At 66.0% G+C, this 20,409-nt stretch carries 18 protein-coding genes and 1 tRNA gene; 2 read left to right on the top strand and 17 right to left on the bottom strand.

The window, feature by feature from the left end:
- Positions 1 to 2 precede the first annotated feature (2 nt).
- The 12 genes from VI26_RS17690 to VI26_RS17635 all read right to left on the bottom strand — a co-directional run bounded on the left by VI26_RS17690 (position 3) and on the right by VI26_RS17635 (position 11,885).
- On the bottom strand, positions 3 to 407 hold the full coding sequence (locus VI26_RS17690) for a hypothetical protein (protein ID WP_048411070.1): 405 nt from the start codon (positions 405 to 407) through the stop codon (positions 3 to 5).
- Positions 408 to 469: 62 nt separating this feature from the next.
- Positions 470 to 2,188: a sensor domain-containing diguanylate cyclase gene (locus VI26_RS17685; protein ID WP_197081521.1), complete on the bottom strand. Its 1,719-nt coding sequence runs from the start codon at positions 2,186 to 2,188 to the stop codon at positions 470 to 472.
- A 630-nt stretch (positions 2,189 to 2,818) separates the two neighbouring features.
- A tRNA-Ser gene (locus VI26_RS17680) sits at positions 2,819 to 2,906 on the bottom strand.
- A 114-nt stretch (positions 2,907 to 3,020) separates the two neighbouring features.
- Positions 3,021 to 4,691, bottom strand: a complete 1,671-nt coding sequence (gene recN, locus VI26_RS17675) for a DNA repair protein RecN (protein ID WP_048411068.1) — start codon at positions 4,689 to 4,691, stop codon at positions 3,021 to 3,023.
- 17 nt (positions 4,692 to 4,708) lie between these two features.
- A complete protein-coding gene (locus VI26_RS17670; protein ID WP_048411067.1) occupies positions 4,709 to 5,584 on the bottom strand; it encodes an NAD kinase in 876 nt (291 codons plus the stop codon).
- Between the two features lie 9 nt (positions 5,585 to 5,593).
- On the bottom strand, positions 5,594 to 6,262 hold the full coding sequence (locus VI26_RS17665) for a response regulator transcription factor (RefSeq protein WP_048411066.1): 669 nt from the start codon (positions 6,260 to 6,262) through the stop codon (positions 5,594 to 5,596).
- A 21-nt stretch (positions 6,263 to 6,283) separates the two neighbouring features.
- A complete protein-coding gene (locus VI26_RS23345; RefSeq protein WP_053074487.1) occupies positions 6,284 to 8,560 on the bottom strand; it encodes an ATP-binding protein in 2,277 nt (758 codons plus the stop codon).
- Between the two features lie 134 nt (positions 8,561 to 8,694).
- A complete protein-coding gene (msrA, locus tag VI26_RS17655) occupies positions 8,695 to 9,219 on the bottom strand; it encodes a peptide-methionine (S)-S-oxide reductase MsrA (protein WP_048411065.1) in 525 nt (174 codons plus the stop codon).
- Entirely contained in the window at positions 9,216 to 10,172 is a 957-nt protein-coding gene (locus VI26_RS17650; protein ID WP_048411064.1) for a histone deacetylase, read from the bottom strand. The genes msrA and VI26_RS17650 overlap by 4 nt, the downstream gene beginning before the upstream one ends.
- Before the next feature lie 8 nt (positions 10,173 to 10,180).
- Positions 10,181 to 10,396: a DUF1653 domain-containing protein gene (locus VI26_RS17645; protein WP_048411063.1), complete on the bottom strand. Its 216-nt coding sequence runs from the start codon at positions 10,394 to 10,396 to the stop codon at positions 10,181 to 10,183.
- 15 nt (positions 10,397 to 10,411) lie between these two features.
- Complete coding sequence (locus VI26_RS17640) at positions 10,412 to 11,356, bottom strand: nucleoside hydrolase (protein WP_048411062.1); 945 nt, start codon at positions 11,354 to 11,356, stop codon at positions 10,412 to 10,414.
- A gap of 82 nt (positions 11,357 to 11,438) precedes the next feature.
- Positions 11,439 to 11,885, bottom strand: a complete 447-nt coding sequence (locus VI26_RS17635) for an N-acetyltransferase (RefSeq protein WP_048411061.1) — start codon at positions 11,883 to 11,885, stop codon at positions 11,439 to 11,441.
- A gap of 58 nt (positions 11,886 to 11,943) precedes the next feature.
- Between VI26_RS17635 and VI26_RS17630 the strand changes: the two genes are divergently transcribed.
- The gene (locus VI26_RS17630) at positions 11,944 to 12,891 is read left to right on the top strand and encodes a tRNA-dihydrouridine synthase (protein WP_048411060.1); all 948 of its coding nucleotides are present in this window, start codon (positions 11,944 to 11,946) and stop codon (positions 12,889 to 12,891) included.
- 267 nt (positions 12,892 to 13,158) lie between these two features.
- Positions 13,159 to 14,691 carry a mechanosensitive ion channel family protein gene (locus VI26_RS17625; RefSeq protein ID WP_048411059.1) on the top strand — a complete coding sequence of 511 codons (1,533 nt, stop codon included), beginning with the start codon at positions 13,159 to 13,161 and terminating at the stop codon, positions 14,689 to 14,691.
- A 97-nt stretch (positions 14,692 to 14,788) separates the two neighbouring features.
- Here VI26_RS17625 and mmsB read toward each other — a convergent pair whose 3' ends face one another.
- From mmsB to VI26_RS17600, 5 genes are all read right to left on the bottom strand, one after another.
- The gene (mmsB, locus tag VI26_RS17620) at positions 14,789 to 15,679 is read right to left on the bottom strand and encodes a 3-hydroxyisobutyrate dehydrogenase (RefSeq protein ID WP_048411058.1); all 891 of its coding nucleotides are present in this window, start codon (positions 15,677 to 15,679) and stop codon (positions 14,789 to 14,791) included.
- An 18-nt stretch (positions 15,680 to 15,697) separates the two neighbouring features.
- Entirely contained in the window at positions 15,698 to 16,816 is a 1,119-nt protein-coding gene (locus tag VI26_RS17615) for an enoyl-CoA hydratase/isomerase family protein (RefSeq protein WP_048411057.1), read from the bottom strand.
- 24 nt (positions 16,817 to 16,840) lie between these two features.
- A complete protein-coding gene (locus VI26_RS17610) occupies positions 16,841 to 17,623 on the bottom strand; it encodes an enoyl-CoA hydratase (RefSeq protein ID WP_048411121.1) in 783 nt (260 codons plus the stop codon).
- A 96-nt stretch (positions 17,624 to 17,719) separates the two neighbouring features.
- Positions 17,720 to 18,880, bottom strand: a complete 1,161-nt coding sequence (locus VI26_RS17605) for an acyl-CoA dehydrogenase family protein (RefSeq protein ID WP_048411056.1) — start codon at positions 18,878 to 18,880, stop codon at positions 17,720 to 17,722.
- Positions 18,881 to 18,893: 13 nt separating this feature from the next.
- Positions 18,894 to 20,396, bottom strand: coding sequence for a CoA-acylating methylmalonate-semialdehyde dehydrogenase (locus tag VI26_RS17600; protein WP_048411055.1), 1,503 nt, complete (start codon positions 20,394 to 20,396; stop codon positions 18,894 to 18,896).
- Positions 20,397 to 20,409 lie beyond the last annotated feature (13 nt).

The raw sequence follows: 20,409 nt of genomic DNA, 5'->3' as shown, positions 1-20,409 counted from the left end.
CTTCAGCTTGCTGGCTGGCTTTCCAGCCAGGCCTTGGCCGCGGCCAGATCGCGCGCCATCCAGGCGGCGTCGGCTTCGAAGCGGGCGTCGTCGACGCCGGGTGGGCGGAACAGGGTCAGCACCAGTTCGCAGCCATCATCGCGCGCCAGCAGGCGCAGCGGAATATAAACCTCGGCCTGGCCGGGTGGCGACAGCCAATGATCCAGCACGCCGTAGTCGTTGAGCGGAGAGAAGCGCACCGGCATCGCGCCATGCGGCGTGTCCGCCAGCCAGCCGTCGCCGGCGCGGCGCAGCGCGCCGGCCAGGCCGGACGCCCATAGTGGAAAATGTTCCGGCGGCGCCAGCAAGGCATAGGCGCGCTCCAGGGAGCAGGCGATGCTGATGCCGATATGGCGTGGCGTGGACATGGCGGCTTTCGCGGCGGGCAGTGCCTTGAGTGTAGCCGGTGTCGCGGCATGTCCGCCCGCGCTCACGTCTCTTCCAATCCCACCCGGTTGCGGCCGGCGGCCTTGGCGCGATACAGCGCCTGATCCGCGCGCTTGACCACGGTTTCTGCTTGCTCGTCATCGGGACGGGCGGTGGCCAGCCCTATGCTCATGGTGATGGTGCCCACGTCAGGCGCCTGCGATTGCTCGATCGCGGCGCGGATTTTTTCGGCCAGCACCGCGCCGCCCTTGGCATCGGTGTCGGGTAGCAGCAGTAGAAACTCCTCGCCGCCGTAACGGGCGGTGAAATCGGTGACGCGGGCCGAGGCGCGCAGGGTGTCGGCGATGTGGCGCAGCACGCGGTCGCCGGCGTCGTGGCCGAAGCCGTCGTTGACGCGCTTGAAGTGGTCGGCGTCCAGCAACAGAACCGAGTACGTCGCGCCGATGCGGCGGTAACGCAGGTGCTCCTCCTGCAGCTGCTCATTGGCCGCCATGCGGTTGTTGAGCCCGGTGAGAGCGTCGCTGCGTGCTTGCCGCGCCAGTTCGGTGGCCTTGCGCACCAGTTGGCGGTTGGTTTCGCGCAAGGCATCGGTGCGCTCCGCCACGATCTGCTCCAGGTTGGCATTGATATCGGTCAGTTCCTGCTTGCGGGCGAGCAGGGTGGTGGTCATGTTCCGCATCGCCCGCGATAGCTGGCGCAATTCCTGGGTCTCGCTGGCTATGTCCCAGTCGGCGCGCTCGTCGCCCTGGCCGATGCGCTCGGCGATGCCGGCCAATTGTTCCAGCGGCCGGCTGAACAGGGCGGCCAGCTTGTACACCGCCAACATCAGCAGCAGGGTGAGAATCAGCCCGGACAGGATCAAGGTGGCGCGCAACTGGTTCAAGGCCGCCAATGCCTGCCGCTTGGGCTGGCGGACGACGATGCGCCAATCCAGCCCCGCCTCGTTCATCCGCGCCTCGCTGTAGAGGTAGTCGCCGCCATCGGGCCAGAGCCCCAGGCGGAAATCCTGCCTGGATGTCTGCGGCGCCGGCGCACGCACTTTGCCTATCGCTTCGAACGGCGACAGCATATTGCCGCTCTTGTCGATGATGAATACCTGCTGATGGTTTTCGGCGGGCAGGCGCTCGCGTATCGTTGCTTCCACCCAGTCCCACAGGGCATGGGTGGCGAGCACGCCGCGCAGCTTGCCGGCGGGGTCGTAGATGGGCGAGGCGAAATCGACGAAGCGCAAGGGCTCGCCGTTGGCGGCTGCAGGTATCAGTTTGGCCAGCAGCACCGCCTGGTGAACGTCGCCGACGAAGGAGGCGTGCTGGCCATGGATGAACCAGGGGCGCTTGGCGGCGCTCTGGCCCTGCAACATGCCGCTGGTGGCGGAAACAATCTTGCCGTCCGCGTCGGCAATGCCGATCCAGGCATAGTAGCGATAGGCCTGCTTGGTGCGCTCCAGGCTGCGGCGCAGGTCGTCGCTGTCCAGCGGCGCGCGCACATAGGCCGGCGTCTGCGCCAGCAGGATCACTTCGCGGTGGCGCTCCTGTACATTGTTGGCGATGGCCTTGGCGATATTGCTGGCCAGCCCGTACATCGCCTCCCCTTGGCTCCGCACGATGCGATCGGACAGCACCTTGTCCAGACTCAGCGCCGCCAGCAGCGCGGAAGCGAGAAACAGGCCGCCGAACAATAGGGTCAGCCGGAGCCGGAAACTGTCGGGCAAGGCTCGAGGGATCAAGGGCATGGCGGCGGCGCGAGGGTGCGATGCATTCATTATATAGGCCGGTGGCGGGGTTGGAACCTGCTTACGATCCGCTGCGCGTTGTGGAGCGTTACATGGTGAGCACGGTTTCGAAATGCGGATGCACCACTTGCACATTCCGCTTTCTCAGCCGTTTTCGCCTTGTCTCGGCTTAGCTCGCGAGAGGGTAGACACGTTCGACGCATGGCATGGCGGTACTCAAGTTTGAGTGTCAGTCACCGGCTTGCCAAGGTGTCGATAGGGAATGAAAAGGACGTGGGGAGCGGGCTGGGTCACGCATGGTCCGGGTTGGCTAGGTCAAGCCAATGGCTCGGGCGCATGGTGCAAGAAACCAGGAGGGTGCCCAGCAAGGCGGGTGGCGCACTAAGAAGCTGTTTACGATCTGCTGCGCGTCGGCGATACGGCGTTGAAAACCAGCCCAAAATGCTCATGTACCACGTGTACATTCCACTTTTTCGCTCGTTTTCGCCTTAGCTTGCGAGATCGTAAACAGGTTCTAAGAAAATTTGAGGCATGCTTGGGGCGTGCGGATACTGTTTACCTTGGCCTAACCCATTGGTCCCAAGCAAAATAAATGCCGTCCTAACCCGCGTGGATTCAGCCTTTAGGACGGATTGGCGCTGATTAGGACGGCATGCATTCTGGCGGAGGCTGTGGGATTCGAACCCACGGACGGTTGCCCGTCGGCAGTTTTCAAGACTGCTGGTTTAAACCACTCACCCAAACCTCCAGTGTCTGGTCATTGTCGATGCGGGCGGCGCGCAAGATCACGGCATGAATCCGGCCTGCTGCACTTCCCGAATCGGTAAGAGGGCGCAATTCTAGCGGGTCTTTGTCGCTTTGGCTATAGGGCCGGCGCATTTGACGCCAGCATTTCCGCCGCGTGCTCGCGCGTGGTCTGGGTCAGCTCCACGCCGCCCAGCATGCGGGCGATTTCCAGCACCCGCTGTTCGCTGTCCAGCGGCTCGATGCGGCTCTTGACCCGGCCCTTGTGCTCGCTCTTGCTGACCTGCCAGTGATGACTGCCGCAGGAGGCCACTTGTGGCAGGTGGGTGATGCACAGCACTTGGTAGCGTTGGCCCAGCTGGCGCAGCATGTGGCCGATGACTTCGGCGACCCGGCCGCCGATGCCGACGTCCACTTCGTCGAAGATCAGCGTGGGCACGCTGGCCACCTGGCTGATCACCACTTGCATGGCCAGGCTGATGCGGGACAGCTCCCCGCCGGAGGCCACTTTGGCCAGCGGGCGCAGGCTGGTGCCGGCGTTGGCCGCCACCAGGTATTCGATGGACTCCAGGCCGTGGGCGCCGGGTTCGGACAGGGCGGCCAGTTCGATGGCGAAGCGCGCGCCGCCCATTGCCAGATGCTGCATTTCCGCGCCGATGCGGGAGGATAGCTCGCTGGCGGCCTGACGGCGTTTGCCGGACAGCGCCTCGGCCAGCGCGCGATAGCGCGCCTGCGCGCTGGTTTCCGCCAGGGACAGCGCCTCGATATCGGCGGAGGCTTCCAGCGCTTGCAGCTGCTGCTGCCAGTCGTCCAGTTTTTCCTGCAGGTCTTGCGGCTGGACCCGGTATTTGCGCGCGGTGCTCATCAGAGCTTCCAGCCGGCCTTCCACTTCGGCCAGCTGGCCGGGGTTTTCGTCGATATCGCTGGCGTAGTCGCGCAGGCTGTAGACCACTTCGCGCAGTTCCGCGTCCACCGAGTCGAGCAGGGACAAGGTATCCGCCAGCTTGGGGTCCAGGTTGGCCAGCTTGCTGAGCCGGGTTTGCACCTGGGACAGCATGGTCAGGCAGCTATTGTCCATTTCGGACAGGGTGTCCACCGCCAGCTGGGCGCTTTGCGCCAGCTCGGCGGCATTGGCCAGCCGCGAGTGGCTTTGGTTCAGCGCGCTCCATTCGTCCGGCTGCAGCTTGAGTTCGCTCAGCTCGTTGATCTGCCAGTTCAGCCGTTCGCGCTCGACTTCGGATTCGCGCGACATGCGCTCGGCGTCGGCGCGGGCGCGGCGGGCGGTCTGCCAGTCCTGCCAGGCCTTGTGCACGTCGCGCGCCAGCGCGGCGGAGCCGGCGTAGTCGTCCAGCAACTGGCGTTGGGCATCGGCCTTCATCAGCGACTGATGGGCGTGCTGGCCGTGGATGTCGACCAGGAACTCGCCCAGTTGCTTGAGTTGGCTGAGGGTGGCGGCCTGGCCGTTGACGAAGCTGCGCGAGCGGCCGGATTTGTCCAGCAGCCGGCGCAGCAACAGCACCGGGTCGTCGCCGCTGAGGCCGTTTTCTTCCAGCCAGGCGTCGATTTCCGGGCGGCCCTGGGGGTCGAATTCGGCGGTGATCTCCGCGCGCTCGGCGCCTTCGCGCACTTGAGCGCCTTCGGCGCGGTCGCCCAGCAGCAGGCTCAGGGCGTCGAGCAGGATGGATTTGCCTGCGCCGGTTTCGCCGGTGAGCACGGTGAAGCCGGGGCTGAAGTCCAGCGCGATGCTGTCGACGATGACGAAATCTTTAACGGTCAGCGATAAGAGCATGGGTGTCCGCGTATGTGTCAGAGCAGGCGCTCGCCCCAGTGGAGCTTGTGGCGCAACATGTCGTAGTAGTTGTAGCCCAGCGGGTGCAGGATGCGCAGCGGGTTGCGGTAGCGGCGGATCAGCACCCGGTCCATTTCCATCAGGTCGCAATGGGACTGGCCGTCGAAGTGCACGCGCGCGTCCAGACCGCGGGTGAGCATGAATTCCACTTCACAGGAATCGTTGACCGCGATCGGGCGGTTGCTCAGCGACTGCGGGCAGATCGGCACCAGCGCGATGGCCTGCAGCGTGGGGTGCAGGATGGGACCGCCGGAGGCCAGCGAGTAGGCGGTGGAGCCGGTGGGGGTGGAAACGATCAGGCCGTCGGAGCGTTGGCTGTAGACGAACTGGTTATCGACGAAGACTTCGAACTCTATCATCGAGCCCATCGCGCCGCGGCTGAACACCACGTCGTTGAAGGCCAGCGCGTTGGCCACTTCGGCGTCTTCGCGTATCACCGCGGCCTGAAGCAGGATGCGGTCCTCCGGCAGGAAGTCGCCGCGCAGGATGGCGTCCACCGAATCCAGCATCTCGTGCAGCGGGATGTCGGTCATGAAGCCCAGCCGGCCCTGGTTGATGCCGATCAAGGGCACGCGGTAAGGGGCCAGCAGCCGGGCGATGGACAGCATGGTGCCGTCGCCGCCCAGCACGATGACGATGTCGGCCAGCTTGCCCATGTCGTTGCGGTCTATCAGCGCGTGCGGGCCGGCTTCCTGCTGGGTGGCGCTGTCCTTGTCGATCAGCACGGTGGCGCCGGAGGCGGACAGGTGGTCGGCCAACTGGCGCAGGGATTCGACGATGGCGGGCTTGCTGTGCCGCGCCACCAGGCAGACATGCTTGAACAGTCGTTCCATGGCGTTGTTTCAGTAAGGGGTGGGCGTATCGTTCAAAAAACTGTCGTCGTTCGGTTTCTTGCCGGTGGCTTCCAGCGCTTTCAGGTAGAAGCGCACCAGGTCCGCCAGAGAGTCTACACCGAGTTTGTTGAACAGGTTGGCCCTATGTACTTCTATGGTGCGCGGGGACAGGTCCAGCACCCGGGCGATTTCCTTGCTGGACATGCCGTCCGCCACCAGTTCCAGCACTTCGCGCTCGCGGCCGCTGATGCGGGCGAGCAGGCCCATCACTTCCTGGGTTTCCTCTTCCTTGCGGTGTTGCAGAATGCTCAGCCGTATGCCCTTGCGCAGGCTTTCTATCAGCCGCGCCTGGTCTATCGGCTTGGTCAGGAAGTCGATGGCCCCGGTCTGGAACGCGCGGCGGCATTGTTCGATGTCGCCGTGGCCGGTGATGAAGACGATGGGCAGGGTCACGTTTTTGTCCAGCAGCTGCTCTTGCAGCGCCAGGCCGGTGATCTGCGGCATGCGGATGTCCAGCACCAGGCAGGCGATGTCGTTGCCGCCGTAGTGGGCGAGGAATTCCATTGCATTGGGATAGGTGACGGTGCGCATGCCTTGCGCGGCGATCAGCATGGCCAGCGAATCCAGTACGGCGGGATCGTCGTCGACGATGTAGACGGTTGGCGTGGTGTTTTGCATTGTGTTGTTGACTCCTGCCGGTTACCCCGTTGGCGGCGGTGCGTCCAGTTGCGGCAGTTCAATGATGAATTCCGCACCGCCGGTTGGTTTATTGCGCGCGTTCAGCTTGCCGCCGAACGCTTCTATGGCGGTCTGGCAGATGGCCAGGCCCAGCCCCATGCCGCTGGCCTTGGTGCTGAAGAAAGGCGAGAAGATGCGGTCCAGCAGCTCCGGCGCGATGCCGGCGCCGTTGTCGCCTATGCTCAGGCGGATCCAGCGGCCGTTCAAACTGGTGGCGATGCTGAGCCTGCCCCAGGGGGCGACGGTTTCCATGGCGTCCAGCGCGTTGCGCATCAGGTTCAGCACCACTTGTTCCAGTTGTATGTTGTCAGCGTAGACCAAGGGCAGGTCGTGGCAAATATTCTGCTCAATATGAATATCGTGGGTTTTCAGTTCGTATTCCAGCAGGTTGAGCGCATTGCCCACCACCTGGTTCAGATTGATGGGGGTGAATTGCTGGGTTTTCTTGATCACGAATTCGCGCAGGCGCTGGATGATCTGGCCGGCGCGGCTGGCCTGGGTGACGGAGGAGTCCAGCGCGCGGCGCAGCATGGCCATGTCCGGATCCTCGTCCTCCAGCAGGCTGAGCCCGGCCTGGCAGTAACTCATGATGGCGGACAGCGGCTGGTTGATCTCGTGGGCGATGCCGGAGGCCATCTCGCCCATGGTGTTGATGCGGGCGACGCGGGCCAGCTCCATTTCGTGCTGGCGCAGCCGGGTTTCGCTGGCTTCCAGCGCCGCCAGCATGCGGCGGCGGATGGGGGCGGTGTCGCGGAAGGTCAGCACCGCGCCCATCAGCCGGCCGTCGCGGCCGGGCAGCGGGGACACCGAGCCTTCGATCAGCAGTTTTTCGCCGTCGCTGCGTATCAGGTAGCAGTTTTGCGCCAGCAGCACGGTTTCGCGGCGCTGGATGGCCTTGTGCACCGGGTCTTCCTCCACCTGGCGCGCAAATTCGTAGTTGAGCCTCACCACTTGGTGCAGCTTGCGTTGCGCGGCGTCGAGCGCCTTCAGGCCGAGCAGGGTTTCCGCCGCCGGGTTGAGGTAGCGGATGCTCAGATCGATGTCGATGCTGATCACCGCGTCGCTGATGCCGCTGAGCGCCACCATCGCGTATTCGCGCTCGCGGTGCAGCCGGTCTTGCGCCTGTTCCTGCACCTGGCGGTTTTGCGCCAGCAGCGCGAGGATGATCAAGAGCAGGTAGGCCGGCAGCATGGAAAAGACCGCGCTGAGCAAGAGCTCCAGCGGCGCGGTGCGATCGAAGCCCAGTTGGCGGCGCACCACCAGCTCATAAGGCAGGTAGGGGCTGTCCAGGTTCTTGCGGATTTCCATCGCCGGCAGCAGCCATTGCGCCAGCCAGCCGGGTTGATCCTGCTGCGGGTGGCGGTAAATCAACCGGTCGTAGCCGCTGGGCGCGTTGTCCTTGCGCTGCAGCGTCACGCTGTAGCGCAAGGACATGCTGGGCGTCAGGCTGACCAATTTGTCCAGCGCCAGCACCTGCAGCACCATGCCGGCGGTCTGCTCGCTGCGCACCAGCGGCACCGGCGACGGCGCCTCGGTATTGTAGATGGCGGAAAAGAAGGCCAGGCCCTGCTGACCGCTGTTGAGGCGCAGCACCGGCGACACCGCCTCGCCCTGGCCCATCGCGCGCGCGGCGGTGGGCGCCAGCACGCTGTCGGCCAGCAGGTCCAGGCCCATTTCGCGCCAGTCGTCGGAGGCGAGGCCGGGCTCGGCCATGCTCAGCGGCAGGTAGCGCGGCCGCTTGGGCGCCAGCCGCCAGCCTTGTTGCTGGCTCCAGCCATTATCTTGTTGGTGCTGGTAATCACGGATGCGATAGGGCTGCCCTTGCAGCTGGCTGCGCATGCGTTCGAATTCGCGGCGGTAGGCGTGGCTGACCAGCGGCTGGTAGCCGATGAAGTAGAGCTGAGGCTGTTCGCGCGCCAGCGATTCCACCAATAAGCGGATGCGCTGTTCGCGCTGGCTGTTTTCCTGGCCGACGATGTCGACCACGCTTTGCTGCAGCATCTCGCTTTCCTGCAGCCGGGTCTGCAGGCCGGAGAGAATCAGGCCCTGCACCTGCTGGTGCTCCTGGCGCTGCTGGTTCAGGTCCAGCGCCACCGATTGACCCAGCAACAGGGCGAAGGTGAGCAGCCACAGCACGGCGCAGGCCAGGCGGCCGCGCGGCGTGGCGGTGCGCAACAGGTCCAGGTGACGGGCTAGGGCGGCGTGGAGTGAAGTGATGATGCTGTGCTTGTCTGCCATGGGGAAGCTGAGGCTTGGGTTCGTCCGGCGCGCGGCCAATTCGGGCAGCGCCGCTACTGGGCCGGATTATAGCGGCGATGCCCTAGTCACGCGAACCATGCCGCTTGGTTCGCGTGACTCTGGCGGAGTATGTCTTATTTTTTCAAATATTCAGAAAAATATTGCTGGAATTTCGCCAGTTTTGGCGCAACCACCATTTGGCAATACGGTTCGTGACCATGCTGCTCAAAATATTGCTGATGATAGTCTTCCGCCGGGTAAAAAGTGACCGCGGCTTCCAGCCGGGTGACGATGGGGGCCGAATAGTCTCCGGCCAGCTCCGCCAGCATGCGCTCCGCCGCCTGGCGTTGTTCCTCGTCGTGATAGAACAGCACCGACGCGTATTGCGGGCCGACATCGTTGCCCTGGCGGTTGAGGGTGGTGGGATCGTGCAGGTCGAAGAAGGCGCGCAGCAGGGTGTCGTAATCGATCCTGGTCGGATCGTAGCGGATCTGCACCGCTTCCACATGGCCGCTGCGGCCGGCGCAGACTTCCTTGTAGCTGGGGTTGGCTCCGGGGCCGCCGGTATAGCCGGAAACGGCGCTGTGGACGCCGGCCAGGCGGTGGTAGGCGCTTTCTATGCACCAGAAGCAGCCGCCGGCGAAGGTTGCGGTTTTCATGTCGGGCTCCATTGACGGGGTGGGTGTGTATCAGTCGCGGCGGAATGGGAAATCTGTCCCGTCACGCCGAAGGTTTGCCAGGCCAGGCGCACGGTTTCGGTCTGGATCGCCACGGTGTCCTCTATGGGCACCGCGTAGCCGCCGCCCATGGCGACGGCCACCGCGGTCCCCGCCTGGCGACAGGCGTCCAGCACCATGCGGTCGCGTTGGGCCAGGCCGTCCCGGCTCAGCGCCAGCTTGCCCAGGCGGTCGCCGGCGTAGGGGTCGGCGCCGGCCAGGTAGAACACCAAGTCCGGCGCCGCGGCGGCGAACAGGCGCGGCAATTGCTGGGCCAGGATGGCGAGATAAGCCGCGTCGCCGGTGCCGTCCGCCAGTTCGATGTCCAGGCTGCCGGGCTCGCGCCGGAATGGGAAGTTGCCGGCGCCGTGCATGGAAAAGGTGAAGATGCGCGCGTCGCCGCGGGTGATGGCGGCGGTGCCGTCGCCTTGATGCACGTCCAGATCCAGCACCAGCGCGCGGCGGGCCAGGCCTTCGTCCAGCATCAGGCGCGCGGCCACGGCGATGTCGTTGAACACGCAAAAACCGCTGCCCATCGCGCGGCCGGCATGATGGGTGCCGCCGGCCAGGTTGACGCCGCAACCCTGCGCCAGCGCCCAGCGGGCGGCGGCGATGGTGGCGCCCACCGAGCGGCGGCTGCGTTCCAGCAACTGCGGGCTCCAGGGCAGGCCGATCTCGCGCTGCTCGGCGTTGCTGAGCGTGCCCTTGAACACCTTGTCCAGATAGGCGTCGTCATGGGCCAGCGCCAGTTCGTAGCGGCTGGCCGCCGGCGCGGCGTCCATCGCCTCGGCGGCGAAGCCGGCCACCGCCTGCGCCAGCAGCGCGTATTTCCGCGCCGGGAAACGGTGTCCGGGCGGCAGCGGCAGCGGGAACTGATCGGTGCGGAATATGCGCATCGCGGCGCTCAGAATACCTTGACCAGCGCGAAGCGCGGCAGGGTCTGGCCCTCGTGAACCACGCTCTCCTCGAACATGCCGGCCGGGCGCGCCCACAGGCCGAACTCGCCGTAGAGCGCGCGGTACATCACCAGCAGTTCGCCGGTTTCGGAGTGAGTGGCGGTGCCCAGCACTTCGTAGAGCGGGCCTTTGTAATGGCGATAGATGCCGGGAGCGATTTTCATGGGGCCTCCTTGGGGTTACGGCAGATGGGAGAGGGCGTCGGCCATCAGTTGGAACAGGCCGTCGGCGTCCACCTCGCTTAGATAGAGCGCGTTGGGCGCGCGTCCGGATTCGCCGTGCCAGTCCACCACGGTGGCGCCGGTGGTGTAGTGGCCGGCCAGTTCCACCACCACGTTGACTTCGCGGCCGCGGAACAGCTCGGGGCGCAGCAGGTAGGCGATCACGCAGGGATCATGCACCGGCGCGCCGTCCTGGCCCAGCTTTTGCACATCGTAGCGCTCCAGCGAGGTCAGCAGCGCCGCCGCCAGCGGGCCGCAGCGGTTGGACAGGCCGCGCAGCAGTTCCACGCGCGCCGGCGTGGTCGTCGCCTGATGGGTGACGTCCAGCGGCAGCATCACGATGGGCGCGCCGCTGCGCAGCACGATGTCGGCCGCGTGCGGGTCGGTATAGATATTGAATTCCGCTGCCGGGGTCATATTGCCGCCGGCGAAATAGCCGCCACCCATCAGCACGATGCGGCCGATGCGCGCGGCGATGTCCGGCGCGCGGCGCAAGGCCAGCGCGATATTGCTCAGCGGGCCCACCGGGCACAGGGTGACGCTGCCGGCGGGCTCGCGGCGCAGGGTGTCGATGATGAAGTCCACCGCGTGTTCGGCGCGCACCGGCATGGCGGGTTCGTGCAGCGGCGCGCCGTCCAGGCCGCTGGCGCCGTGCACGTGCTCGGCGCCCTGGTAGGGCTGGACCAGCGGACGGTCGGCGCCGGCGTAGACCGGCACGTCGCCACGGCCGGCCCATTCGCAGACGATGCGCGCATTGCGGGTGGTCAGCTCCACGCCGACATTGCCGGCCACCGTGGTCAGCCCCAGAAGCTCGATGTCGGCGCTGGCGCCCAGCAGGAATAGGATGGCGACGGCGTCGTCCAGGCCGGGGTCGGTGTCGAAAATGACGCGGTGCTGTTTCATGTCGGCTCCTGTGGGCGATGTCATCAAGGGGGCGAAGGATGCCGCAGCGCTTGACGGCGCGTCAAGGCGCGGCCCGGCGGGCTTAGCCGGCGCTCCATTCATAGACCCGGAATTCGCTATCCAGTTTAAACCCGGATTGTTCGTATAGTCGTTGTGCGTTCAGATTGCCGTGAGCGGTTTGCAGCGTGAGGCCGCCGCCCAGCGCGGCGACGTGAGCCTGGCAATGTCGCAGCAAGACTCTAGCGACGCCGTTGCCGCGGCTGGCCGGCGCCACGAACAAGTCGTGCAGCAGCCAGTGCGGCCGCAGGCTGAGCGAGGAGAAGCCTGGATAGAGCAGGGCGAAGCCTTGGACGCCGGCGCTGTCTTGCGCCAGGAAGACCACCGCTTCGCCCTTGCTCAGCCGCTGTTCCAGGAAGGCGGCGCAGGTTTCCGCCGGCTGCGCGACCTGGTAGAAGTCGAGGTAGGCCAGGAATAAGGGCAGCCAGCTGCGGACGGATTCCGCGTCGGCTTGGCGGATGGCGATTTGCATTGAATGCCTTTCCCCGCTTTGCGGTACAATATTCGCCTTTTTTCCGGCGATGTTTGCAATGAAATTGGTTCTTGCCCCGATGGAGGGCCTGGTGGACGAGGCGATGCGCGATGTGTTGACCCGGGTGGGCGGCATTGATCTGTGCGTGACCGAGTTCGTCCGCGTCACCTCGGCGCTTCTGCCCACCCGCACCTTCATGCGCCTGGCGCCCGAGCTGGCGCGCGGCGGCAAGACCCGCGCCGGCGTCACGGTGCGGGTGCAGTTATTGGGCTCGGACCCGGTCTGCCTGGCCGAGAACGCCGCCAAGGCCGCCAGCCTGGGCGCGCCGGGCATAGACCTGAATTTCGGCTGTCCGGCGCCCACTGTCAACCGCCATCGCGGCGGCGCCATCCTGCTCAACGACCCCGAACTGTTGTTCCAGATCGTACAGGCGGTGCGCGCGGCGGTGCCGGCGGAAATACCGGTTACCGCCAAGATGCGCTTGGGCTATGAAGACAAGAGCCGGGCCTTGGAATGCGCGCACGCGCTGGAAGCCGGCGGCGCGCAGGAACTGGCGGTCCATGGCCGCACCAAGGTGGAGGGTTACCGGCCGCCGGCGCACTGGGACTGGATCGCCCGCATCCGCGACAGCGTGGCGGTGCCGGTGGTGGCCAACGGCGAGGTGTGGACGCTGGACGATTACCGCGCCATCCGCGAGCAAAGCGGTTGCGACACGGTGATGATAGGCCGCGGCCTGGTGGCCTGCCCGGACCTGGCGCTGCGCATCAAACGCCAGGACGCCGCCGCGCCGATGCCCTGGAGCGAGATGCAGCCCTGGGTGCTGGACCTGTTCCTGCAGTGCCGCGTCCAGTCCGAGGATGGACGCTACCCGGTGGCGCGCACCAAGCAATGGCTGGGTCAGCTCAAGCGCACCTGGCCGGAAGCCGGAGAACTGTTCGAGCGCATCCGCCGGCTGACCTCGCCGGACGATGTGGAGCCTGTATTGCGAGACATGCTTGCTAAGTAAATGTACTCATATCTAAATGCTATGGGAATGTGTAGCATTCAATTGCGCGCTGCACTGGTATAGCAGGGCGCTGTGATTCCGGCGGCTCCCCAGCTCCGGCGATTACACTTCCCCGATACCTTGCAGCCCTCCCTACACGGGAGGGATTTTTTTTATCCGCCGCCATGAGCTATCAATGAAAAGCGGCCGGCAAGTTGTTTCCTCTGTTTCTCCTGCCGCGGCGGCGCCATCGGCGCTTTCCCATCAAGACTTCAGCGCGGAGGCGGCATGGATACGGCCCCCACGGTTAGCTGGCTGGAAAAACTGGTGCCCCAGGCGTGGCACGACAGCCTGACGCTGTTCGTGGCGCTGACCGCCGCCTGCGCCGCCTTGCTCTATCTGCTGCGGCCGGAAACCCGCAAATCGACGCTGCGCTCGCTGCTGGCCGCCGCCGTGGCGCTGGTGGTGATCAATCTGGGCTTGCAGGGCGATCAGATCGCCGAATGGCTGAAGCAGGTCGCCATCATCGTGCTGGGCTTGGCGCTGATCCGGCTATGGGCGATGATGTTGATGCGGCTGTTTCTGCCGCTGCTGCGCCTGCATCCGCCGCGCATTCTGGAGGACATCCTGCTGGTGCTGGGCTGCGTCGGCTGGGGCCTGGTGCTGTTGCGCCTGGCCGGCCTGGACCTGAGCCACATCGTCACCACCTCGGCGGTGATCACCGGCGTGCTGGCGTTCTCGATGCAGGACACGCTGGGCAATATCCTGGCCGGCCTGTCGTTGCAGCTGGATAATTCAGTGGAGGTGGGAGACTGGATCAAGTCCGGCGAACTGTCCGGCCGAGTGGTGGAAATCAATTGGCGCGCCACCCTGGTGGAAACCCGCAACTGGGAAACCGTGGTGATTCCCAACAGCCAGCTGATGAAGGGGCAGTTCGCCATTCTGGGCAAGCGTCAGGGCGTGCCGCTGCAATGGCGGCGTTGGGTGTGGTTCAACATCAATTGGGACACGCTACCCAATCAGATCATCTCCGTGGTGGAGCGCTCCTTGCGCGAGGCGCAACTGCCCGGCGTGGCCTTGTCGCCGGAGCCCAACTGCATTCTGATGGGCTTCGAGAACGGCTACAGCAAGTACGCGGTGCGTTACTGGCTGACCGATCTCGCCGCCGACGATTTGACCGATTCGGTGGTGCGCACTCATATCGACGCCGCCTTGCGCCGCCATAATCTGAAAATGTCCTCGCCGCACTACAATGTGCTGACCATCAAGGACAATGAGAAGTACATGGAAGCGCGGATGAAGAAGCACCTGGAGGAGCGGGTGCAGGCGCTGCGCAAGGTGGAACTGCTGTCCAGCCTCAATGACGAGGAACTGGTGGTGTTGGCCGACCAGCTCAAGTTCACCCCCTTCGTCACCGGCGACATCATCATGCATCAGGGCGCGGTCGCGCACTGGCTCTACATCATGCTCAATGGCGAGGTGGAAGTGTGGGTGAATCTGCCGGACGGCAGCCGCAAGCTGGTGGATGTGCTGGAGGGCGGCAACTTCTTCGGCGAAATGGGCTTGATGACCGGCGAGGCGCGCAGCGGCACCGTGATCGCGCGTTCCAATGTGGAATGCCTGCGGCTGGACAAGGAGTCCTTCCAGTCCATTCTGAGTTCGCGCAAGGAATTGGCCGAGGCGATCTCGTCGATTCTGGCGGAGCGGCTGGCCGAGCGCACCCGCAAGCTGCCGCAGGATTGGCAGGAGGGGCACGGCGCGCCGCAGCGGGCGGAGCTGGTGGACAAGATCCGGCGCTTCTTTGGCCTGGTCAAGCATTGACCGTCATTCACCACCCGGACGGACTTGCCGCGCCAAATGCGTGGCGGCTGGCCTCCGGAGTCTTGTCAGCGGCCCCAAGGCGGGGCCGCGCCAGTATTCAATCCAGCGGGTGGAAGTGCTTGAGGATGCTGGAGAAATCCAGTTTGCCGAAACCGGCTTGCGCGTGCTCCTCGTACAGATTGCGCGCCAAGGATCCCAGCGGATTGGCCGCGTGGCTGTGCAGCGCGGTTTCCTCGGCCAGGCCCAGGTCTTTCAGCATCAGTTCGGTCATGAAGCCGCCGCTGTAGCCGCGGCTGGCCGGCGCGTTCTCCATCACCCCGGGCCAGGGGTTGTACAGCTCGGTGGCCCAGTTGCGGCCGGAGCTCTGGCTGATGATGTCGGACAGCACCTTGGGGTCCAGCCCGTTCTTCACGCCCAGCGCCAGCGCCTCCGCGGTGCCGGCCATCAGGATGCCCAGCAGCATATTGTTGCAGATCTTGGCGGTCTGGCCGGCGCCGGCGGCGCCGGCGTGGAAGATGTTCTTGCCCATCGCCTGCAGCAAGGGCCGCGCCCGTTCCAGCTCGGCGGCGGCGCCGCCGACGATGAAGGTCAAGGTGCCGGCGGCGGCGCCGGCGGTGCCGCCAGACACCGGCGCGTCCAGCATCTTGAGGCCGGCGGCGTCGGCCGCGGCGGCCACCTTGCGCGCGGTGGCGGCGTCTATGGTGCTGCAATCGATGACCAGGGTGCCGGCCGGCAGTTGCGCGAACAGGCCGGACTCGCCCAGGTACAAGCCTTCCACGTGGCGGCCAGCCGGCAGCATGGAAATCACCGCGTCGGCACCATGGGCGGCATCGGCGGCGCTGGCGGCCGCGCGCGCGCCGGCGGCGACCAGCTTGGCCAGCGCGTCGGCGGACAGGTCGAACACGTTCAGCTGATAACCCTGCTTCAGCAGGTTGGCGGCCATGGGGCCGCCCATATTGCCCAGGCCGATGAAGGCGATGGTTTGCATCTTCTGTCTCCTCGATTGTTATTGGAGCGCGGCCAGCGGGTGGTCGGCCTCAGTCCACGGCGAATCGAAATGGCTGTCCACCCAACCCGGCGGAATGTCGCCCAGCTCGCGGCAATGCCATTGCGGCGCGCGGTCCTTGTCCACCAGCAGCGCGCGCACGCCTTCGCGGAAGTCCGGCTTGGCGCAGAAGTTGACCGACAGCGCCAGCTCCATGCGCAGGACCTCGGCCAGGGACAGGTGTTTGGCGCGCTGGAAGATTTCCCAGCAGACGGCGGCGGAAGTCGGGCAGCCGTGGGCGAAGCTCTTGGCGGCGGCGGCCAGCCACGGGTCTTCAAAGGCGGTGTCGCGCAGCGCGGCGGCCACCGCTTCCAGGCTGCCGCGGTTCATCAACTGATGCACCGCCAGCAGATTGCGGCCGGCGTTGGCCTCCGGCAGCGCCACGTCGCGTTCCATCTCGTTGAGCAGGGCGCTGACCAGGCCGTGGTGACGTTCCGCCGGCTGCTCCCAGGCCAGCTCGCGCAGCGCGGTCAGCAGCGCGGCCTGGCCGTCGGCCGGCAGCACGTGGTCGGCCAGATTGCACAGCAGCGCGTCGCCGGCGTTCAGCGGCGCGCCGGTCAGGCCCAGGAAAAGGCCGAGCTTGGCCGGCATCCGTTGCAGGAACCAGCTGCCGGCCACGTCCGGGTACAGGCCTATGGTGATTTCCGGCATCGCGATGCGGGTGGCCGGGGTGGCCACGCGGTGGCTGGCGCCGGCCATCAGGCCCAGTCCGCCGCCCATGACGATGCCGCCGCCCCAGACGATCAGCGGCTTGCGGTAGCGGTGGATGCGGTAGTCGAGCCGGTATTCCTCGCTGAAGAAGGCGACGGCGTGCGGGTTGGGGTAGACCTCGCCGTCTTCCAGCAGCGCGGCGCGCAGCGAGCGCACGTCGCCGCCGGCGCAGAAGGCCTTGTCGCCGGCGCCGCGCAGCAGCACGGCCACCACGGCGTCGTCGTTCTCCCAGGCGCTCAAGCGCGCGTCCAGCAGCCGTATCATCTCCAGCGTCAGCGCGTTCAGCGATTTTTCCGCGTTCAGCGTGGCGATGGCGATGCGCTGGCCGCCGCGGACCGGCAGTTCTTCAAACAGTACCAGGTTGGACATGGCGGATTCGTCCTTGGGTGAGGGTCAGGCGTTCTTCCATTGCGGCGCGCGTTTTTCCAGGAAGGCACGGGTGCCTTCGCCCTGGTCCTGGGTGTCGAACAGCTTGATGAAGCCCTCGCGCTCGTGGATCAGGTTGTGCGCCGGCGGCTGCAGCCGCGCGCGCTGCACCAGCTGCTTGCACACCGCCACCGAGGATGGCGACTGGCGCGCGGCTTTTTCCGCCAGCGTGAGCGCGGCGTCCAGCGCCTGGCCCTTGGCCACCACTTCTTCCACCAGGCCGATGCGCTCGGCGGTGCGCGCGTCGATGCGCTCGCCGCACAGAATCATGCGCTTGGCCCAGCCTTCGCCCACCAGCCAGGGCAGGTTCTGGGTGCCGCCGGCGCAGGGCAGCAGGCCGACGCCGGCTTCCGGCAGCGCCATTTGCGCCTGTTCTTCGGCGATGCGGATGTCGCAGGCCAGCGCGCACTCCAGGCCGCCGCCCATCGCATAGCCGTTGACGGCGGCGATGCTGACGCCGCGGAAGGCGGACAGGGCCTCGAAGGCCTCGCCGAACAGCATGGTCATCTCGGTGGCCACCTTTTTGTCGCCGTCGGCGAACAGCTTGAGGTCGGCGCCGGCGGAGAAGAATTTCTCGCCCTGGCCGGTGATCACCAGCGCGTAGATGTCGCGGTCGGCGTTCAGGTCCGCCACCAGCCGCTTCAGCGCGCTCAGGCTATCGCGGTTCCAGGTGTTGGCCGGCGGATTGTCTATGGTGATCACGGCGGTGTGGCCGCGTTTTTCCACGTTCAGGTGGGCGTAGTGATTCATAGCGTATGCCTTTATGGATTCGGTGTGGATGAGGGAGGCCGGAAAACCCCGATGCAAGCCGGCGCAACGCAGCATCGGGGATATTCCCGGCTTCGCTCAGCGCAGGGTTTCCAGCGCGCCGTCCTGCAACAGCTTGCGCGCCACGATCATCCGCATCACTTCATTGGTGCCTTCCAGAATCTGGTGCACGCGCAGGTCGCGCACATGGCGTTCCAGCGGGAAGTCCTTCAGATAGCCGTAGCCGCCGAACAGTTGCAGCGCGTTGTTGGCCACATTGAAACTCAAATCGGTGGCCAGCCGCTTTGCCATGGCGCAATAAGCGCCTGCGTCCGGGCTGGCCTGGTCCAGTTTCCACGCCGCCAGCCGCACCATCTGCCGCGCGGCCACCAGCTCGGTCAGCATGTCCGCCAGCCGGAACTGCACGCTTTGCAGCTCGGCCAGCGGCTGGCCGAATTGCTGGCGTTCCTGCACATAGCGCTGGGCGGCGGCCAGCGCGGCCTGGGCGGTGCCCACCGCGCAGGTGGCGATATTGATGCGGCCGCCGTCCAGGCCCTTCATCGCGAAGGCGAAGCCCTGGCCTTCCTCGCCCAGCCGATTGGCGGCCGGGATTTCCACATTGTCGAAGGTGATGGCGCGGGTGGGCTGGCTGTTCCAGCCCATTTTTTTCTCTTTCTTGCCGTATTGCACGCCGGGCGCGTCCGCCGGCACCACGAAGGCGGACACGCCCTTGGGGCCGGGGCCGCCGGTGCGCGCCATTACCACCAGCACCTGGGTGCTGCCGGCGCCGGAGATGAACATCTTGGAGCCGTTGAGCACATAGCTATCGCCCTTGCGCTCGGCGCGGGTCTTCAGCGAGGCGGCGTCGGAGCCGGCGCCGGGCTCGGTCAGGCAGTAGCTGCCCAGCAGCTCGCCGCTGACCATGTGCGGCACCCAGCGCTCGGCCAGTTCCGGGCTGCCGAAGCTGGCTATCATCCAGCTGACCATATTGTGGATGGTCAGATAGGCGGCGGTGGAGGTGCAGCCGGCGGCCAGTTCTTCAAAGACGATGGCGGAGTCCTGCCGCGACAGGCCCAGGCCGCCGTAGGCTTCCGGCGTGTACAGGCCGAGAAAGCCCATCTCGCCGCTGCGGCGGATCACCTCCAGCGGGAAGGTTTCCTCTTCGTCCCATTCCGCGGCGCGCGGCGCGAGCTCGCTGGCGGCGAAGTCGCGGGCGCTGTCCTGAAAGGCGATTTGTTCTTCGGTCAGTGCGAAATCCATGGCGGGCTCCCGGTCAGCGCAGCGAAATGGTGGTGTTGACCTTGCCGCCGCTGGCGGCGTCGTCGAACCAGCGGCTGGTGACGGTCTTGGTCTGGGTGTAGAACAGCACGACCTGCTTGCCGTAGGGGCCGAGGTCGCCCAGCTTGGAGCCGCGCGAGCCGGTGAAGCTGAACAGCGGTACCGGCACCGGGATGGGCACGTTGATGCCCACCTGGCCGACGTCGATCTCTTCCTGGAATTTGCGCGCCGCCGCGCCGCTCTGGGTGAACACCGCGGTGCCGTTGCCATTGGGATTGGCGTTGACGATGGCGATGGCGTCGTCCAGCGAATCCGCCGCCATCAGACACAGCACCGGGCCGAAGACTTCCTGATGGTAGACGCTCATTTCCGGTTTGACGCCGGAGAAGATGGTGGGGCCGACGAAGTTGCCGCGCTCGTAGCCGGCCACCTGGATGTCGCGGCCGTCCAGCTCCAGGCGCGCGCCTTCTTCCACGCCACGGGCGATCAGGCCGGCCACGCGTTCGCGGGCGGCGCAGGAGATCAGCGGGCCCAGGTCCGGGTTGTCCTTGCCGGCGCCCACGCTCAGGCCGCGCGCCTTGGCCACCAGTTCCGGAATCCACTGCTGGGCCTCGCCCACCAGCACCGCCACCGACAGCGCCATGCAGCGCTGGCCGGCGGCGCCGAAAGCGGCTCCGGTCAGTTGGTTCAGCGCCTGTTCCTTATTGGCGTCCGGCAGCACGATGGCGTGGTTCTTGGCGCCCATCATGCACTGGGTGCGCTTGCCGCTGAGGCTGGCGCGCTGGTGCACATGGGTGCCCACCTTGGTGGAGCCGACGAAGGACACCGCCTTGATGTCGCGGTGGTCGCACAGCGCGTTGACTACTTGTTCGCCGCCGTGCACCACATTGAGCACGCCGGCCGGAATGCCGGCTTCCAGCGCCAGTTCCACCAGGCGCATGGTCACCATCGGGTCTTGTTCCGACGGTTTGAGCACAAAGGTGTTGCCGGTGGCGATGGCCATCGGGAACATCCACAGCGGAATCATCGCCGGGAAGTTGAACGGGGTGATGCCGGCGCAGACGCCCAGCGGCTGCAGCACGGTATAAGTGTCGACGCCGCCGGCGACGTTCTCCGCGTATTCGCCCAGTTGCAGATTGCCGATGGCGGACGCGTGCTCCACCACTTCCAGGCCGCGGAAGATGTCGCCCTCGGCGTCGGCCAGGGTCTTGCCTTGCTCGGCGGTCAGCAGCGCCGCCAGCTCCTTCATGTGCTCGCGGATCAGCTGCTGGTATTTCAGAAAGATGCGCGCGCGCGCGCCGATGGCGGTTTTCTTCCAGCCGGCGAAGGCGGTCTTGGCGGCGCTGACGGCGGCGTCGACTTCGTCCTGGGTGGCCATCGGCACCCGCGCCAGCACTTCCTGAGTGGCCGGGTTGACGATGTCACGCCATTCGGCGCTGCGGGATTCGACGAATTCGCCGCCGATCAGCAATTTGATGGTGGGGACTGCCTGGGTCATGGTGCTGCCTCCG

The sequence above is a fragment of the Chromobacterium sp. LK1 genome, from assembly GCF_001043555.1.
Lineage (GTDB): Bacteria > Pseudomonadota > Gammaproteobacteria > Burkholderiales > Chromobacteriaceae > Chromobacterium > Chromobacterium aquaticum.
The sequence above is the reverse complement of the archived record's forward strand: the minus strand, read 5'-3'. Positions and strand labels throughout refer to the sequence as shown.

Coding starts and splice junctions, on each gene's coding strand:
- VI26_RS17690 (WP_048411070.1), bottom strand. CDS start 407: ATGTCCACGCCACGCCATATCGGCATCAGCATCGCCTGCTCCCTGGAG.
- VI26_RS17685 (WP_197081521.1), bottom strand. CDS start 2,188: ATGAATGCATCGCACCCTCGCGCCGCCGCCATGCCCTTGATCCCTCGA.
- recN (WP_048411068.1), bottom strand. CDS start 4,691: ATGCTCTTATCGCTGACCGTTAAAGATTTCGTCATCGTCGACAGCATC.
- VI26_RS17670 (WP_048411067.1), bottom strand. CDS start 5,584: ATGGAACGACTGTTCAAGCATGTCTGCCTGGTGGCGCGGCACAGCAAG.
- VI26_RS17665 (WP_048411066.1), bottom strand. CDS start 6,262: ATGCAAAACACCACGCCAACCGTCTACATCGTCGACGACGATCCCGCC.
- VI26_RS23345 (WP_053074487.1), bottom strand. CDS start 8,560: ATGGCAGACAAGCACAGCATCATCACTTCACTCCACGCCGCCCTAGCC.
- msrA (WP_048411065.1), bottom strand. CDS start 9,219: ATGAAAACCGCAACCTTCGCCGGCGGCTGCTTCTGGTGCATAGAAAGC.
- VI26_RS17650 (WP_048411064.1), bottom strand. CDS start 10,172: ATGCGCATATTCCGCACCGATCAGTTCCCGCTGCCGCTGCCGCCCGGA.
- VI26_RS17645 (WP_048411063.1), bottom strand. CDS start 10,396: ATGAAAATCGCTCCCGGCATCTATCGCCATTACAAAGGCCCGCTCTAC.
- VI26_RS17640 (WP_048411062.1), bottom strand. CDS start 11,356: ATGAAACAGCACCGCGTCATTTTCGACACCGACCCCGGCCTGGACGAC.
- VI26_RS17635 (WP_048411061.1), bottom strand. CDS start 11,885: ATGCAAATCGCCATCCGCCAAGCCGACGCGGAATCCGTCCGCAGCTGG.
- VI26_RS17630 (WP_048411060.1), top strand. CDS start 11,944: ATGAAATTGGTTCTTGCCCCGATGGAGGGCCTGGTGGACGAGGCGATG.
- VI26_RS17625 (WP_048411059.1), top strand. CDS start 13,159: ATGGATACGGCCCCCACGGTTAGCTGGCTGGAAAAACTGGTGCCCCAG.
- mmsB (WP_048411058.1), bottom strand. CDS start 15,679: ATGCAAACCATCGCCTTCATCGGCCTGGGCAATATGGGCGGCCCCATG.
- VI26_RS17615 (WP_048411057.1), bottom strand. CDS start 16,816: ATGTCCAACCTGGTACTGTTTGAAGAACTGCCGGTCCGCGGCGGCCAG.
- VI26_RS17610 (WP_048411121.1), bottom strand. CDS start 17,623: ATGAATCACTACGCCCACCTGAACGTGGAAAAACGCGGCCACACCGCC.
- VI26_RS17605 (WP_048411056.1), bottom strand. CDS start 18,880: ATGGATTTCGCACTGACCGAAGAACAAATCGCCTTTCAGGACAGCGCC.
- VI26_RS17600 (WP_048411055.1), bottom strand. CDS start 20,396: ATGACCCAGGCAGTCCCCACCATCAAATTGCTGATCGGCGGCGAATTC.